Here is a 15,188-nt window from a genome sequence, read left to right on the forward strand (position 1 = left end):
GACTTTTGGCACGCTGTTGAGTTCTCAAGGAACGGACACTTCCTTCGGACCGCCTTCCAGCGGGCCCTCCGGGCGCTTCGTTCTTTCGTGTTTCCCAGCTTACCAGACGCTTTCCGCTCCGTTTACCGGTGCTTTTCGCTTCTGAGATCTGCTGTTAACCGTCGACTTGCGGCGACTCGACCAACCATAGCGGGTCGTCGGCCGGAGCGCGAATCGGGGCACGCCGAGCTTCACCCGCTCGGAGGCATGATTTGTTGCTCTCGCGAGCATATACAGCAATGGTCCCGATTCGCCAAGATGCCTGTAGAGTGCGGCGCATCGGCCAAGAGGACTAGACCACTAGCGGTCGGTGAGATGGCCGGCCGGTGAGGGCGGGCAGGGCGTGAGTGTTCGCCCGGGAATGTCAGTAGATGTCCGAAGTTGACATGATTTAGGCTTCAGTCGATGTCCTTGCCGCAGTTCGCGGCCGCTCTCTGTACTGCGCACTTGGGAGGCTCAACCATGACCACTGTGACGTCGCCGCTGACCGGCCGTGTCGTCGGGCTCGCCGGCGTGCCCGACCCGGTCTTCTCCGGCGCGATGGTCGGCCCCGGCACCGCGATCGACCCGGTGCGCCGGCCGACCGAGGCCGTGGCCCCGGTGGACGGTGTCGTCGTCTCCATGCACCCCCACGCGTTCGTCGTCGTGGACGCGGACGGACACGGCGTACTGACGCACCTCGGCATCGACACCGTGCAGCTCAACGGCGAGGGCTTCGAGCTCCTCGTCAACAAGGGCGACACGGTGACCTGCGGCCAGGCCGTCATCAAGTGGGACCCGGCCGCCGTCGAGGCCGCGGGCAAGTCGCCGATCTCGCCGATCGTCGCTCTGGAGGCCGCCCCCGACTCGCTCGGCGACCTTCGCGAGGACGGGGACGTCGCCGTGGGCGACGCCCTCTTCAGCTGGAGCTGACCTCTTTCTTTACTGCAGACCCGCCCCTCCGGACTCGGTGGGGCGGCCCGGCACACAGCGGTACCCGGCGGGGCCGCTTCTCTCAGCGGAGACAGGTGACATGGAGAAGACGCTGCGCGGCGTGGGTGTGAGCCACGGGGTCGCGATCGGCCAGGTGCGGCACATGGGGACGGCGGTGCTGGAGCCGTCGGCCACCCAGATCCCGACCGAGGACGCCCCCCGTGAGCAGGCCCGCGCCCAGGCTGCCGTCGAGGCGGTGGCCGCGGACCTGATCGCCCGCGGCAACCTGGCCGGCGGCGAGGCACAGGCCGTGCTGGAGGCCCAGGCGCTGATGGCCCAGGACCCGGAGCTGATGGCCGACGTGGCCCGCCGGATCACCGTAGGCAGCAGCGCCGAGCGCGGCGTCTACGACGCCTTCGCCGCCTACCGCGCGCTGCTCGCCTCCGCCGGGGAGTACCTGGCCGGCCGGGTCGCCGACCTGGACGACGTGCGCAACCGCATCGTGGCGCGGCTGCTGGGCGTGCCGATGCCGGGCGTTCCGGACAGCGACGAGCCGTACGTGCTGTTCGCCCGTGACCTGGCGCCGGCCGACACCGCGCTGCTGGACCCGACCCTGGTGCTCGGCTTCGTGACCGAGGAGGGCGGGCCGACCAGCCACAGCGCCATCCTCGCCCGCGCCCTGGGCGTGCCGGCCGTCGTCGCGCTGCCGGGGGCGACCGATGTCGCCGAGGGCACCGTGGTCGCGGTGGACGGCAGCTCCGGCGACGTGCTGCTGGAACCGTCGCAGGAGAAGCAGGACGAACTGCGCCGCGCGGCCGCCGAGCGCAAGGCCGCGCTGGCCGCCTCCTCCGGCCCGGGGCAGACCTCGGACGGGCACCGGGTGCCGCTGCTCGCCAACGTCGGCGGTCCCGCGGACCTGCCGGCCGCGCTGGAGGCCGGGGCGGAGGGCGTGGGCCTGTTCCGCACGGAGTTCCTCTTCCTGGACGACTCGGCCAAGGCTCCCAGCGAGGAGAAGCAGGTCGAGGCGTACCGCAAGGTGCTGGAGGCGTTCCCGGAGGGCAGGGTCGTGGTCCGGGCGCTGGACGCGGGCGCGGACAAGCCGCTGGACTTCCTGACCCCCGCCGACGAGCCCAACCCGGCGCTGGGTGTGCGCGGTCTCCGGACCCTGCTGGAGCACCCCGAGGTCATGCGGACCCAGCTGCGCGCGCTGGCGAAGGCGGCCGAGGGGCTGCCGGTGCACCTTGAGGTGATGGCCCCGATGGTGGCCGACCGCAAGGACGCCAAGGACTTCGCGGACGCGTGTCGCCAGGCCGGGCTGAGCGCCAAGTACGGGGCGATGGTGGAGATCCCGTCGGCGGCGCTGCGGGCGCGGTCGATCCTCCAGGATGTGGAGTTCCTCTCGCTGGGGACCAACGACCTCGCGCAGTACACCTTCGCCGCCGACCGCCAGGTGGGTGCGCTGGCGCGGCTTCAGGACCCGTGGCAGCCGGCGCTGCTGGACCTCGTCGCGTTCTCGGCCGAGGCCGCCCGGGCCACCGGCAAGAGCTGTGGCGTCTGCGGCGAGGCCGCCTCCGACCCGCTGCTCGCCGTGGTCCTGACCGGGCTCGGCGTCACCAGCCTCTCCATGGGCGCGGCGTCGATCCCCTATGTGCGGGCCACGCTGGCCAAGTACACGCTGGCGCAGTGCCGCCGGGCGGCCGAGGCCGCCCGCGCCGCGGACAGCGCCGAGGACGCGCGGGCCGCGGCCCAGCAGGTGCTGTCCGGCGAGTGACACCGGCGCGCGGCCGGAGCGAGGACTGCGAAGGGGTGCCCCCACCGTCATGGGGGCACCCCTTCGTGCTGTCCGGGTTCGTGCTGTCCGGGGTCAGGCCCGGCGGTCGCGGCGGAGCTGCTCGAAGTAGCGCAGGTGCTCGACGTCGTCGACCGAACCCGGGTTCACTGCCTGCTCCAGCGGGGTGCCGGAGAGCAGGCGCTTCACCGGGACCTCGATCCGCTTGCCGGTGAGGGTGTGCGGCAGGCCGCGGACGGCGATGACCTCGTCGGGGACGTGGCGCGGGGAGAGCTCGGTGCGCAGCGAGGTGCGGATCCGGCCGACCAGGCCGTCGTCGAGGACCGCGCCGGGGGCGAGCACGACGAAGAGCGGCATCCAGTAGCCGCCGTCGGGCTCCTCCAGGCCGATGACCAGGGACTCGGCGATCTCGGGGAGGCGCTCGACGACCTCGTAGATGTCGGAGGAGCCCATCCGGACGCCCTGGCGGTTGAGCGTCGAGTCGGAGCGGCCGTGGATGACCACGGTGCCGCGGGAGGTGACGGTGATCCAGTCGCCGTGGCGCCAGATGCCGGGGTACATCTCGAAGTAGCTGTCGTGGTAGCGGGCGTCGTCGGGGTCGTTCCAGAAGCCGGTGGGCATGGACGGGATCGGCTTGGTGACGACGAGTTCGCCGACCGCGTCGGTGAGCGGGCGGCCGTGGACGTCCCAGGACTCGACGGCGGCGCCGAGGCAGGGGGCCTGGATCTCACCGAGGTACACCGGCAGGGTCGGGACGCCGCCGACGAAGCAGGAGCAGACGTCGGTGCCGCCGCTGACGGAGGCGAGCCAGACGTCCTGCTTGACCTCGTCGTAGATCCAGCGGAAGCCGTCGGGCGGGAGCGGGGAACCGGTCGTGCCGATGCAGCGGACGGCGGAGAGGTCGAGGTCGCGGCCGGGGTGCAGCTCGGCCTTGCGGCTGGCGATGACGTAGGCCGCGGAGGTGCCGAGGACGGTGGCGCCGGTCCGGGCGGCGACGGACCAGAGGGCGCCGGTGTCCGGGTGCCCGGGGCTGCCGTCGTAGGTGACGATCGTGGACCCGGTGAGCAGGCCGGCGAGGAGGAAGTTCCACATCATCCAGCCGGTGGAGGTGTACCAGAGGAAGCGGTCCTCGGGGCCGAGGTCCAGGTGGAGCCCGGCCTGCTTGAGGTGCTCCAGCAGGATGCCGCCCTGGCTCTGGACGATGGCCTTGGGCAGGCCGGTCGTCCCGGAGGAGTAGAGGACCCAGAGCGGGTGGTCGAAGGGGACGGCCTCGAAGACCGGCTCGACGTCGTCGGCGACCAGGTCGTCCCAGTGCAGGGCGCCGTCGGGGGCGGGCGCGCCGAGCAGCGGGACGTGGACGACGGTGCGCAGGCTGGGGAGCTCGCGGCGGAGTTCGGCGACGACCTCGGCGCGGTCGTGGTCCTTGCCGCCGTAGTGGTAGCCGTCGACGGCGAAGAGGACGGCGGGCTCGATCTGCTGGAGGCGGTCGAGGACGCTGCGGGCGCCGAAGTCGGGGGCGCAGCTGGTCCAGACCGCGCCGACGGCGGCGCTGGCGAGGAGGGCGACGGCGGCCTGCGGGATGTTGGGCAGGTAGGCGCTGACGCGGTCGCCGGGGCCGATGCCGCGGGCCCGGAGGGCGGCGGCGAGCGAGCCGACCTGGCGGCGGAGCTCGGACCAGGTGAGGACGGTCGGCTGCTCGGTGGTCTCGTCCAGGTGGAGGATCGCCGGCTTGTCGGCGTTGGCCTCGTCGTCGGCGGCGCGCAGGGCGTGCTCGGCGTAGTTGAGGCGGGCGCCGGGGAACCAGCGGGCGCCGGGCATGGCGGCGTCGGTGAGGACGGCTTCGGGGGCCTCGGTGAAGCGGACGCCGAACCACTGGGTGACGGCCGTCCAGAAGCGGTCGAGGTCCTCGGTGGACCAGCTGTGCAGGTCGGCGTAGCGCCGGGCGGCCTGCTCGTCGCTGTCGACGGGGGCCAGCGGGGCGGCCGGTGCGCCGTGGTGTTCGGCGGCCCAGGCCTGGAAGGCCACGAGGCCGGTGGCTGCGGCGCGAGCGGGGTTGGGGCGCCAGAGCGGCTGGTCCTGGGATGGGGTGCTCACGGTGGTGGTCTCCCGGCCGTTGGATGGGACGGGGGTGCTTGTGGCAGGGCCCGTCCGGTTGGGGCTGTCGGAGCAGACCCTGCCATGTGATCGCGCGGTACGCCAGGGTCTGCCGCGGCCGTGCGAGCCTGGTCAGCCCCGTCCCCGGGCACGGTCAGTGGTGGGCGTACTCGCCGTTGAACCAGGCCTGGGAGACCCGGGTGTGGAAGGCGAAGACGAGGGCGGTCGTGGGGTCGGCGAGCTGCCAGCCCTCCGTCTCCTCGGTGGGGACCGAGGGCGGGAGCTCGGCGAGCGGGCGGGCGGGGAGCAGGCCGAAGAGGCAGAGGAAGCCGCCGTGCGTGTCGGAGTCGGTGGCGACCAGGGTGACGTCACCGGCCTCGGCCAGGATGCCGGTCTCCTCGCGCAGTTCGCGGACGCAGGCCTGCTGCCAGCTCTCCCCGTAGTCGACGTAGCCGCCGGGCAGGGCGAGTTGGCCGTAGCCGGGCTCGATGGTGCGGCGGATGACCACGAGGCCGGGCGCACCGCTCTCCTGGGTGACCGGGAGGAGGGTGACGACGACGGGCAGCGGGTTGCGGTAGCTGATCTCGGAGCAGCCGGGGCAGGTGCGGGGCCAGGCCGTGGTGCCGGGCGGGTAGGGCGTGCCGCACCAGTGGCAGTGGGAGTTCGGCCGGTTGCTCGTCCTGCTCACCTCTTGAGTCGTCATGGCCGGATGGTAGTGCGCGGGCGCGACCGGTGGCGCCGGTCAGCGGATCTCGTCCTCCCGGGTGGGCCGGAGCAGCGCGGGGTGCAGGAGGCGGGCGTCGCCGGCGTGGTAGGTGCGGGCCCGTGGGCCGCCGCGGGCGCCGCCGCGCTCGGTGGTCGTCCCGGTGCTCTCGACGAAGCCGGGCACCGAGAGCACCTTGCGGTGGAAGTTGCCGGGGTGGAGCTTCTCGTCCCAGACCGCCTCGTAGACGGCGCGCAGCTCGGGGATGGTGAAGTCGTACTGGAGGAAGGCGGTGGCCAGCGGGCTGTACTCGATCTTCGCGCGGGCGCGGTCGAGGCCGTCGGCGACGATCCGGGCGTGGTCGAAGGCGAGCGTCGTGGTGCCGGCGGGGCCGTCGGCCGCGGGTTGGTGGCCGGTGTGCCCGCCGACGCCACCCCCGTGGGTGTCGGCGGGCACACCGGCGGCTGGGGACCGGCCGGTGGACGGCCGGAGGTCGAGGTCGGTGACGGCGTGCCAGGCGGCGGTGGCCGCGTCCGAGCCGGCCTGCGGGTCGGGCAGGTCGGGGGCGAAGGCGAGGTAGGCGACGGAGACCACGTGCATGCGCGGGTCCCGGGTGGGGGCGCCGTACGTCCCGAGCTGTTCGAGGTGGATCCGGCTGAGGGCGGCCTCGGCGTCGGCGGTGCCGAGCAGGCCGGTCTCCTCGGCGAGCTCGCGGGCGGCGGCCTCGTCGAGCCCTTCCTCGCCGGCCCGCAGGAAGCCTCCGGGCAGTGCCCAGTACCCCTGGTAGGGCGGCGCGGCGCGCTCGACCAGCAGGACGTGCAGGCTGCCGTGGCGCAGCGTCAGGGCGACGACGTCGACGGTGACGGCGACGGGCGTGTAGGCGCGCGGGTCGTAGGCGGCGAGCCAGTCGTTCTCGTGGGCGGGCGGTCGTTCCACGGTCATGGCGGGCTCCTCTCCGCTGGCGCTTCGTCGGGCCGGTCGGTCGCTGTCGGGCGCTGCCGGGCGCGTCGGGTGTGGCGGGCGTGTCGTGCGGTCGGCGGTACCGGGAGGACCGGCGGGCCGCCGTCCTGCCGTCGTTCTCGGGGTGAGCACAACGTAGCGATCCGGGGGCCGGGCGGCAAATGGTTTTCGGGCCGGCCGGGGGCGTCCGGTCTTCTACTCTGTGACCAGGAGATTTGCCCCCGAGGAGGCCGCCATGCCCGCCCCTGCCCCGCCGGGCTTCGCCGCCGCGCTGGCCGCCGGTCCGCTGGTCCTGGACGGGGGGCTGTCCAACCAGCTGGCGGCGGCCGGGTACGACCTGTCGGACGCGCTGTGGTCGGCCCGGCTGCTGGCGGACGCCCCGGAGGCGGTGGTCGCCGCGCACCGGGCGTACTTCGAGGCCGGGGCGGAGGTCGCGATCACCGCGACCTACCAGGCGAGCTTCGAGGGGTTCGCCCGGCGCGGGCTGGGCCGGGCGGAGGCGGAGCGGCTGCTGGCGCTCGGGGTGGAGCTGGCGCGCCGCGCCGCGGCGCCGGTCCGGGCGGACCGGCCGCTGTGGGTCGCCGCGTCGGTGGGGCCGTACGGCGCCGCGTTGGCCGACGGCTCGGAGTACCGGGGCCGGTACGGGCTGACGACCGCCGAGCTGGAGGCGTTCCACCGGCCGCGGCTGGAGGTGCTGGCGGCCGCCGGGCCGGACGTGCTGGCACTGGAGACGGTGCCCGACGCGGACGAGGCGCGGGCGCTGCTGCGGGCGGTGCGCGGGCTGGGCGTGCCGGCCTGGCTGTCGTTCAGCGTGGCGGGCGACCGGACCAGGGCCGGGCAGCCGCTGGCGGAGGCCTTCGCGCTGGCCGCGGACGCCGACGAGGTGGTCGCGGTGGGGGTGAACTGCTGCACGCCGCAGGACGCCGACCGGGCGGTGGCGACGGCGGCCCGGGTGACCGGCAAGCCGGTGGTGGTCTATCCGAACAGCGGCGAGCGCTGGGACGCCGGGGCCCGTGCCTGGCGCGGTGCGGCGACGTTCGGCGTGCCCGGGGCCGCTCCCGGCGGCGGCCGGGCTGGGGTGGCGGGGTGGCTGGCCGACGGCGCCCGGCTGGTGGGCGGCTGCTGCCGGGTGGGCCCGCGGGAGATCGCGGCGCTGGCCGCCGAGGTGGCGCGCGGGCGGGTCTGACCGCGCCGGACGGAGATTACCGAGGGGGAAGGTGCACGGACGGGGCGCGGCCTGGCAGACTCGTCCCGTTACCACTGCGGTCGACATTGTCGACCGCCTGTCAGCGCGGAGGTACCGAATGCCCGGCCCGATCCAGTCGCTCTCCCGGGCCGCCGCGATCATGCGCCTGCTGGCCGGCGGCGAGCGCCGCCTGGGGCTGTCCGAGGTCGCGACGGCCCTGGGCCTCGCCAAGGGCACCGCCCACGGGATCCTGCGCACCCTCCAGCAGGAGGGGTTCGTCGAGCAGGACCCGGAGAGCGGCAAGTACCAGCTGGGCGCGGAGCTGCTGCGGCTGGGCCAGAGCTACCTGGACGTGCACGAGCTGCGCGCCCGGGCCCTGGTCTGGGCGGACGACCTGGCCAGGGCGGCCGGCGAGACCGTCTACCTCGGGGTGCTCCACCAGCAGGGCGTGCTGATCGTGCATCACGTCTTCCGTCCGGACGACACCCGGCAGGTGCTGGAGGTCGGCTCGATGCAGCCGCTGCACAGCACCGCCCTCGGCAAGGTGCTGCTGGCGTACGACCCGGTGGCCCGCGGGGAGCTGGGCGAGGGCCCGCTGGAGGCGTACACCGCGCGGACCCTGACCGACCTGGCTGACGTGGACGCCGAGGCGGCGCTGACCCGGGAGCGCGGCTGGACCGACTCGATCGAGGAGACCTGGGAGGGCGTGGCCTCGATCGGCGCGCTGATCCAGGACCGGCGGCGCAACCCGGTCGGAGCGGTCTGCGTCAGCGGCCCGGTGGAGCGGGTCTGCGAGGACGGCTTCGTGCGGCCCTCGCTGGTCGCCTCGGTGCGCAGCGCGGCCCGGGCGATCTCCCGGGACCTGGGCGCCGGACGGTTCTGACCCCGGCGCCGGCGGCGGCGGCCGCGGACATCTGACGTTCACGCTGAGGCGCGGACAGGCGGGATGCCTGTCCGCGCCTTAGCGTTTTGTCCATATTTGACGTGAGTCGATTGGTAACTTCGAGTGAAGGGTCACAGCTGCGTAACCCGGCCTTGACGTGAAGGCGGCCTGGGGAGGAAGCTTCCGCATGACGGTCGACATTGTCGAACGATGGCCGAGCAGATCACTCCCACAATGCGCTCACCCGCACAGCGATCGCTCAGCCACCTGCCCCCACCCGCACCTCCGGGCCATATGGACAAGGGAGTCTTTGTGTCCGCGTTCTCCAACGGCGACATCTTCGTCGGCGAAACCCTCGGCACCGCCGCGCTGATACTTCTCGGCGGCGGCGTCTGTGCCGCCGTGACGCTCAAGAAGTCGAAGGCCCTCAACGCCGGCTGGCTGGCGATCACCTTCGGCTGGGGCTTCGCGGTGATGATCGCCGCCTACATGTCGGCCCCCAAGTCGGGCGCGCACCTGAACCCGGCCGTCACCCTGGCCCTCGCCGTCGACAGCGGCGACTGGAGCAAGGTGCCGGTCTACCTCGGCTCCCAGCTGCTCGGCGCGATGATCGGCGCCGTCCTCGTGTGGGTCACCTACCTCGGCCAGTTCCAGGCCAACAAGGAGGCGACCCTGGGCATCTTCTCGACCGGTCCCGAGATCCGGAACCCGGTCCAGAACCTGCTCACCGAGATCATCGGCACCATGGTCCTCTGCCTGGGCATCCTCACCCAGGGCCTGAACAAGGGCCTCGGCCTCTCCGGCACCGGCATCCTGATCGTCGCCCTCACCGTCGTCGGCATCGGCCTCTCGCTCGGCGGCCCGACCGGCTACGCGATCAACCCGGTCCGCGACCTGGGCCCGCGCATCGTGCACTCGCTCCTGCCGATCCCGAACAAGGGCGGCTCCGACTGGTCCTACGCCTGGATCCCGGTGGCCGGCCCGGTCATCGGCGGCCTGCTGGCCGGCGGCCTGTACCACGTCGCCTTCTGACGCTCCTCGGGTTTCCACCCCACCCGAGCACGGGGACTGACCCGAGAGTCGGACCCACCCACCCCGCAACCCCCTTCTTGAGCCGAGGACCCTCATGACCTCCATTGGCACCGGTAACTACATCGCCGCGATCGACCAGGGCACCACCTCCAGCCGCTGCATCATCTTCGGCGAGGACGGCCGGATCGTCGCCGTCGACCAGCAGGAGCACCGGCAGATCTTCCCCCAGCCCGGCTACGTCGAGCACGACGCCGCCGAGATCTGGACCCGGGTGCAGTCGGTGGTCCGCGGCGCGCTGGAGAAGGCCGGTCTGACCAAGGACGACATCCGCGCGATCGGCATCACCAACCAGCGCGAGACCACCGTCCTGTGGGACAAGAACACCGGCGAGCCGGTGCACAACGCGCTGGTGTGGCAGGACACCCGCACCGAGGGACTCTGCCGCGAGCTGGGCCGCAACGTCGGCCAGGACCGCTTCCGCCGCGAGACCGGCCTCCCGCTGGCCAGCTACTTCGCCGGCCCGAAGATCCGCTGGCTGCTGGACAACGTCGAGGGCCTGCGCGAGCGCGCCGAGGCCGGCGACATCCTGTTCGGCACCATGGACACCTGGGTGATCTGGAACCTCACCGGTGGTGTCAACGGCGGCAAGCACGTCACCGACGTCACCAACGCCAGCCGCACCATGCTGATGAACCTGCGCTCGCTGGAGTGGGACGACAAGATCGCCGAGTCGATGGGCGTGCCGATGGCCGTCCTGCCGGAGATCCGCTCCTCCGCCGAGGTCTACGGCGAGGCCGTCGGCGACCTGGCCGGCGTGCCGGTCGCCTCCGCCCTCGGCGACCAGCAGGCCGCGCTGTTCGGCCAGACCTGCTTCGACAAGGGCGAGGCCAAGTCGACCTACGGCACCGGGACCTTCCTGCTGCTGAACACCGGCGAGGAGGTCGTCAACTCGTACCACGGGCTGCTGACCACCGTCGGCTACCGGATCGGCGACCAGAAGCCGGTGTACGCGCTGGAGGGCTCGATCGCCGTCACCGGCTCGCTCGTCCAGTGGCTGCGCGACCAGCTCGGCATCATCTCCACCGCCGCCGAGATCGAGACCCTCGCCAACACCGTCGAGGACAACGGCGGCGCCTACTTCGTCCCGGCCTTCTCCGGCCTGTTCGCCCCGTACTGGCGCTCCGACGCCCGCGGTGTGATCGCCGGTCTGACCCGGTACGTCACCAAGGGCCACCTGGCCCGGGCCGTGCTGGAGGCCACCGCCTGGCAGACCCGCGAGGTCGTCGACGCCATGCAGAAGGACTCCGGCGTCGAGCTCACCGCCCTCAAGGTCGACGGCGGCATGACCAGCAACAACCTGCTCATGCAGAACATCGCCGACGTGCTGGACGCTCCGGTCGAGCGCCCGTACGTGGCCGAGACCACCGCGCTGGGCGCCGCCTACGCGGCCGGCCTGGCGGTCGGCTTCTGGAGCGACCTGGACACCCTGCGGGCCAACTGGCACCGCGCCGCCGAGTGGACCCCGCGCATGGACGAGGCCACCCGGGAGCGCGAGTACAAGAAGTGGCTCAAGGCCGTGGAGCGCACCATGGGCTGGGTGGAGGAGGACGAGCAGATCTGACCGCGGACGCCGGTCGGGGCCCCCGGGCCCCGGCCGGCCCGCTCCCGTTTCACCGGCCCGCCGCACCGGGCCGAACCGGCCTCTCAGCAGGGGCCGCACCGCACACCGAGAGGAGTAACGGCGCCGCCCGACCCGCGCCGCCGTACACACACCATGGCAACCATCCCGACCCTGGGCGCCGAGCGCTTCGCCGGCCGCACCGCCTCCCGCGCCGAGACCCGCGAGCTGCTGGGCAAGGCCACCTACGACCTGCTGGTGATCGGGGGCGGCATCCTCGGCACGGCCGTCGCCTGGACCGCGTCCCAGGCGGGCCTCAAGGTCGCCATGGTCGATGCCGGCGACTTCGCCGGGGCCACCTCCAGTGCCTCCTCGAAGCTCGTGCACGGCGGTCTGCGCTACCTGCAGACCGGTGCGGTCAAGCTGGTCGCCGAGAACCACAAGGAGCGCCGCGCGCTCGCCACCGACGTGGCCCCGCACCTGGTCAACCCGCTGACCTTCTTCGTGCCGGTCTACAAGGGCGGCCCGCACAGCGCGCCCAAGCTCGGCGCCGGTGTGTTCCTCTACTCGGCGCTCTCCGCCTTCCGCGACGGCATGGGCCGGGTCTCCACCGCCGCGCACGCCGCCCAGCAGGTGCCCGCGCTGCGCACCGAGGGCCTGCGCTCGGTGGCCGTCTACGGCGACCACCAGATGAACGACTCGCGCGTCGCCGTGATGACGGTGCGCGCCGCCGTCGACGCCGGCGCCGTGGTGCTCAACCACGCCGAGGTCACCGGCCTCCGCTTCACCGGCGGCCGGGTCACCGGCGCCGACCTCAAGGACCGCCTGGACGGCACCGAGTTCGGCGTGAACGCCCGCCTGGTGCTCAACGCCACCGGCCCGTGGGTCGACCACCTGCGCACCATGGAGGACGCCGGCGCCGCGCCGTCGATCCGCCTCTCCAAGGGCGCCCACGTCGTGGTCAAGCGCCGTGCCCCGTGGCGCGCCGCGCTGACCATCCCGATCGACAAGTACCGCGTCTCCTTCGCCATCCCGTGGGAGGACCACGTCCTGCTCGGCACCACCGACGAGGAGTACACCGGCGACCCGCAGGACGTCCGGGCCACCGAGGCGGACATCGACCAGATCATGGGCGAGGCCGCGCACGCCATCCGTGACGAGCACATCGACCGCGACCTGATCACCTACGCCTTCGCCGGCCTGCGGGTGCTGCCCGGCGGCCCCGGCGACACCGCCGCCGCCAAGCGCGAGACGGTCGTCACCGAGGGCCGGGGCGGCATGCTGTCGGTCGCCGGCGGCAAGTGGACCACCTACCGGCACATCGGCCGGACCGTGCTGGAGAAGCTGGCCCACGTGCCCGGCACCACGCTCGGCGAGGACATGTCGACCATCGCCCGGACCGTCCCGCTGCCCGGCGTCGGCGCGCCGAACGCCGTCGCGCACCGCCTGCTGATCGACCGTGAGCCCGGCTCCCGGATGGAGCCGCTGGTCGCCAAGCACCTGGCCAGCCACTACGGCACGCTCTCCTTCGAGATCGCCCGCATGATCGACGAGAACCCGGAGCTCGGCCGGCCGATCCACGAGGACGGCCCGGACGTCTGGGCCCAGGTCGCCTACGCCGCCGACAGCGAGTGGGCGTACACCACGGACGACGTGCTGCGCCGCCGCACCACGATGACCGTCCGCGGCCTGGACACGCCGGAGATCCGCTCCGAGGTCGACGCCTTCCTGGCGAAGCGCGCCAAGTGACGCGTGGCCGCGTGAGGGCGGTCCCGTGAAGCGCTCGGCCCCGTAGGGCCGGCGCACAGGACTCGAAGGGCGGGCACCCCGGGCTGGGGGTGCCCGCCCTTCGGCATGTCCGCACGGCCGGGCTCACGGGCTCCTGCGGGTCGGCTGCCGGGGCGGTCCCCTGGACCCGTTCGGCTGCACGCCGGGCCGCGGTCGGGCCGTGCGACCCGCCGTCGGGCAACCCCGGAGGGCGGTACCCGTGGAGACGGGTACCGCCCTCCGGGGCGCGGGGGCGCGGTCAGATGATCAGGCTGAGCGGCATGATCAGGGCGATGGCGACGACCGAGATCACGGTCTCCATCACCGACCAGGACTTGAGGGTCTGGCCGACGCTCATCCCGAAGTACTCCTTCACCAGCCAGAAGCCGGCGTCGTTGACGTGCGAGAAGAACAGCGAACCGGCGCCGATGGCCAGCACCAGCAGCGCCGCGTGGGTCGCGGACATGTCGGCGGCGAGCGGGGCGAGGATGCCCGCGGCGGTGATCGTGGCGACCGTGGCGGAGCCGGTGGCCAGGCGGATCAGCACGGCGATCAGCCAGCCGAGCAGCAGCGCCGAGATGTGCCACTTGGCGGACCACTCGCTGACCGCGTTGCCCACGCCGACGTCGATCAGGGTCTGCTTGAAGCCGCCGCCCGCGCCGACGATGAAGACGATGCCCGCGATCGGGCCGAGCGACTTCCCGACGGTGTCGGAGATCCGGTCCTTGGTGAAGCCGGCCGCCCGGCCGAGCGTCACCATGCCGAGCAGGGTCGCGGCGAGCAGGGCGATCAGCGGCGAGCCGATGAAGTCGAAGATCCGCTGCGGCATCGCCTTCGGGTCGTCGACGACGACGTCGACCAGGGCCTTGCCGAGCATCAGGGCGACCGGCAGCAGGATGGTGGCGAGGACCGCGCCGAAGCCCGGGGTGTGCGCGGGCTTCTCCGTCTCCTCGGGCGCGGTGGCCTGCGGGATCTCCAGCGGGCCGACCCAGCGCTCGGCGAGCCGGGCGAACAGCGGGCCGGCGACGATCAGCGTCGGCACGGCGATCAGCAGGCCGAGCGCCAGGGTGATGCCGAGGTCGGCCTTCAGCGCGTCGACGGCCACCAGCGGACCGGGGTGCGGCGGGACGAGGCCGTGCAGCACCGAGAGCCCGGCCAGCGCGGGGATGCCGATCCGCATCAGCGGGACGTTGCCGCGGCGGGCCACCAGCAGCACGATCGGGATCAGGAGGACGACCCCGACCTCGAAGAACAGCGGCAGGCCGAGGACGGCCGCGATCAGCGCCATCGCCCAGGGCAGCGCCCTGGGCCCGGAGCGGGCGAGCACGGTGTCGGCGATGATGTTCGCCCCGCCGGAGTCGGCGAGCAGTTTGCCGAGCATCGCGCCGAGCCCGATCAGCAGGCCGACGCCCGCGACGGTCGCGCCGAACCCCGTGGAGAAGCTGCCCAGCAGCTTGTCGAAGGGGGCGCCCGCGACGGCGGCCAGCAGGCCCGAGCCGAGTGTGAGGGCGAGGAACGGGTGGAGCTTCAGCCGGGTGATCAGCACCACGATGGCGCCGATGCTGAGCAGGACCGCGATCAGCAGCTGGGCGTCGCTGTCGGTGTGCGGCAGGGCCGGTGGGGCGGCCGCCGCGAGCAGGGTGGGGGTCACGCGAGGTCTCCATTGACGGGCCGCAGCAGTGCCACGGCCATCTCGACGAGTTCTTCGGGGGTCGGGCCGACGTCCAGGACCGCACCGCGCTCGTCCGCCCCGAGGGGCTCCAGGGCGGCGTACTGCGAGTCGAGCAGCGACGGCGGCATGAAGTGTCCGGTGCGGTGGGCGAGCCGGTCCCCGACCAGCTCGTGCCCCCCGCTGAGGTGCAGGAAGAAGGCGCCCGGGCAGGCCGCGCGCAGGGTGTCGCGGTAGCGGTGCTTCAGCGCCGAGCAGGTGACCACGCCGCCGGTGCCGGCCTCGGCCCGCTCCCCCAGCCAGCCGCCGAGGGCGCGCAGCCAGGGCGCGCGGTCCGCGTCGTCCAGCGGGATGCCGGCCGACATCTTGGCGATGTTGGCGGGCGGGTGGAAGTCGTCCGCCTCGGCGTAGGGGAGGTCGAGGCGGTCGGCCAGCAGGCGGGCCACGGTGGTCTTGCCGACACCGGAGACGCCCATCACCACGAGGGTGAGGGGCGACGCGGGGGTGTCGTGGTTCTCGACGCTGAGAGCCATGGG

The 15,188-nt window shown here is 73.2% G+C and carries 12 protein-coding genes; 7 read left to right on the forward strand and 5 right to left on the reverse strand.

Translation table 11 applies throughout. The features are described from left to right. Window positions 1–501: 501 nt before the first annotated feature. Both ACZ34W_RS28285 and ptsP read left to right on the forward strand, forming a co-directional pair. Entirely contained in the window at window positions 502–951 is a 450-nt protein-coding gene (locus ACZ34W_RS28285) for a PTS sugar transporter subunit IIA (RefSeq protein WP_329490869.1), read from the forward strand. Between the two features lie 100 nt (window positions 952–1,051). After that, window positions 1,052–2,722 (forward strand): phosphoenolpyruvate--protein phosphotransferase, encoded by a 1,671-nt coding sequence (gene ptsP / locus ACZ34W_RS28290; protein WP_465608084.1) that lies wholly within the window; start codon window positions 1,052–1,054, stop codon window positions 2,720–2,722. 93 nt (window positions 2,723–2,815) lie between these two features. Here the strand turns inward: ptsP and ACZ34W_RS28295 are convergent, their stop codons facing one another. From ACZ34W_RS28295 to ACZ34W_RS28305, 3 genes are all read right to left on the reverse strand, one after another. Next, entirely contained in the window at window positions 2,816–4,834 is a 2,019-nt protein-coding gene (locus ACZ34W_RS28295) for an acetoacetate--CoA ligase (protein ID WP_465608086.1), read from the reverse strand. A gap of 154 nt (window positions 4,835–4,988) precedes the next feature. Continuing rightward, a complete protein-coding gene (locus tag ACZ34W_RS28300; protein WP_329490865.1) occupies window positions 4,989–5,537 on the reverse strand; it encodes an NUDIX domain-containing protein in 549 nt (182 codons plus the stop codon). Window positions 5,538–5,576: 39 nt separating this feature from the next. Continuing rightward, the gene (locus tag ACZ34W_RS28305) at window positions 5,577–6,479 is read right to left on the reverse strand and encodes an NUDIX hydrolase (protein WP_465608089.1); all 903 of its coding nucleotides are present in this window, start codon (window positions 6,477–6,479) and stop codon (window positions 5,577–5,579) included. A gap of 253 nt (window positions 6,480–6,732) precedes the next feature. On the opposite strand from ACZ34W_RS28305, the gene mmuM reads away from it, so the two are divergent. The 5 genes from mmuM to ACZ34W_RS28330 all read left to right on the forward strand — a co-directional run bounded on the left by mmuM (window position 6,733) and on the right by ACZ34W_RS28330 (window position 12,965). Continuing rightward, window positions 6,733–7,683 carry a homocysteine S-methyltransferase gene (gene mmuM, locus ACZ34W_RS28310; protein WP_465608091.1) on the forward strand — a complete coding sequence of 317 codons (951 nt, stop codon included), beginning with the start codon at window positions 6,733–6,735 and terminating at the stop codon, window positions 7,681–7,683. A 118-nt stretch (window positions 7,684–7,801) separates the two neighbouring features. Further along, window positions 7,802–8,566 carry an IclR family transcriptional regulator gene (locus ACZ34W_RS28315; RefSeq protein WP_352295079.1) on the forward strand — a complete coding sequence of 255 codons (765 nt, stop codon included), beginning with the start codon at window positions 7,802–7,804 and terminating at the stop codon, window positions 8,564–8,566. A gap of 294 nt (window positions 8,567–8,860) precedes the next feature. After that, window positions 8,861–9,598 carry an MIP/aquaporin family protein gene (locus ACZ34W_RS28320; protein ID WP_380391237.1) on the forward strand — a complete coding sequence of 246 codons (738 nt, stop codon included), beginning with the start codon at window positions 8,861–8,863 and terminating at the stop codon, window positions 9,596–9,598. A gap of 94 nt (window positions 9,599–9,692) precedes the next feature. Next, the gene (gene glpK / locus ACZ34W_RS28325; protein ID WP_329490860.1) at window positions 9,693–11,219 is read left to right on the forward strand and encodes a glycerol kinase GlpK; all 1,527 of its coding nucleotides are present in this window, start codon (window positions 9,693–9,695) and stop codon (window positions 11,217–11,219) included. Window positions 11,220–11,372: 153 nt separating this feature from the next. Then, window positions 11,373–12,965, forward strand: a complete 1,593-nt coding sequence (locus ACZ34W_RS28330; protein ID WP_329490859.1) for a glycerol-3-phosphate dehydrogenase/oxidase — start codon at window positions 11,373–11,375, stop codon at window positions 12,963–12,965. Window positions 12,966–13,242: 277 nt separating this feature from the next. Here the strand turns inward: ACZ34W_RS28330 and ACZ34W_RS28335 are convergent, their stop codons facing one another. Together ACZ34W_RS28335 and ACZ34W_RS28340 are read right to left on the reverse strand one after the other, a co-directional pair. Next, the gene (locus tag ACZ34W_RS28335; protein WP_329490858.1) at window positions 13,243–14,634 is read right to left on the reverse strand and encodes a GntP family permease; all 1,392 of its coding nucleotides are present in this window, start codon (window positions 14,632–14,634) and stop codon (window positions 13,243–13,245) included. After that, window positions 14,631–15,185 carry a gluconokinase gene (locus tag ACZ34W_RS28340; protein WP_329490857.1) on the reverse strand — a complete coding sequence of 185 codons (555 nt, stop codon included), beginning with the start codon at window positions 15,183–15,185 and terminating at the stop codon, window positions 14,631–14,633. Before ACZ34W_RS28340 ends, ACZ34W_RS28335 begins: the two co-directional genes overlap by 4 nt. Window positions 15,186–15,188 lie beyond the last annotated feature (3 nt).

It is taken from the genome of Kitasatospora sp. NPDC022856, from assembly GCF_055561235.1.

Excerpts from the sequence above, each read along its gene's own strand:
- ACZ34W_RS28285 (WP_329490869.1), top strand. The coding sequence starts at position 502 with ATGACCACTGTGACGTCGCCGCTGACCGGCCGTGTCGTCGGGCTCGCC.
- glpK (WP_329490860.1), top strand. The coding sequence starts at position 9,693 with ATGACCTCCATTGGCACCGGTAACTACATCGCCGCGATCGACCAGGGC.
- ACZ34W_RS28315 (WP_352295079.1), top strand. The coding sequence starts at position 7,802 with ATGCCCGGCCCGATCCAGTCGCTCTCCCGGGCCGCCGCGATCATGCGC.
- ACZ34W_RS28330 (WP_329490859.1), top strand. The coding sequence starts at position 11,373 with ATGGCAACCATCCCGACCCTGGGCGCCGAGCGCTTCGCCGGCCGCACC.
- ACZ34W_RS28320 (WP_380391237.1), top strand. The coding sequence starts at position 8,861 with ATGGACAAGGGAGTCTTTGTGTCCGCGTTCTCCAACGGCGACATCTTC.
- ACZ34W_RS28340 (WP_329490857.1), bottom strand. The coding sequence starts at position 15,185 with ATGGCTCTCAGCGTCGAGAACCACGACACCCCCGCGTCGCCCCTCACC.
- ACZ34W_RS28300 (WP_329490865.1), bottom strand. The coding sequence starts at position 5,537 with ATGACGACTCAAGAGGTGAGCAGGACGAGCAACCGGCCGAACTCCCAC.
- ptsP (WP_465608084.1), top strand. The coding sequence starts at position 1,052 with ATGGAGAAGACGCTGCGCGGCGTGGGTGTGAGCCACGGGGTCGCGATC.
- ACZ34W_RS28305 (WP_465608089.1), bottom strand. The coding sequence starts at position 6,479 with ATGACCGTGGAACGACCGCCCGCCCACGAGAACGACTGGCTCGCCGCC.
- mmuM (WP_465608091.1), top strand. The coding sequence starts at position 6,733 with ATGCCCGCCCCTGCCCCGCCGGGCTTCGCCGCCGCGCTGGCCGCCGGT.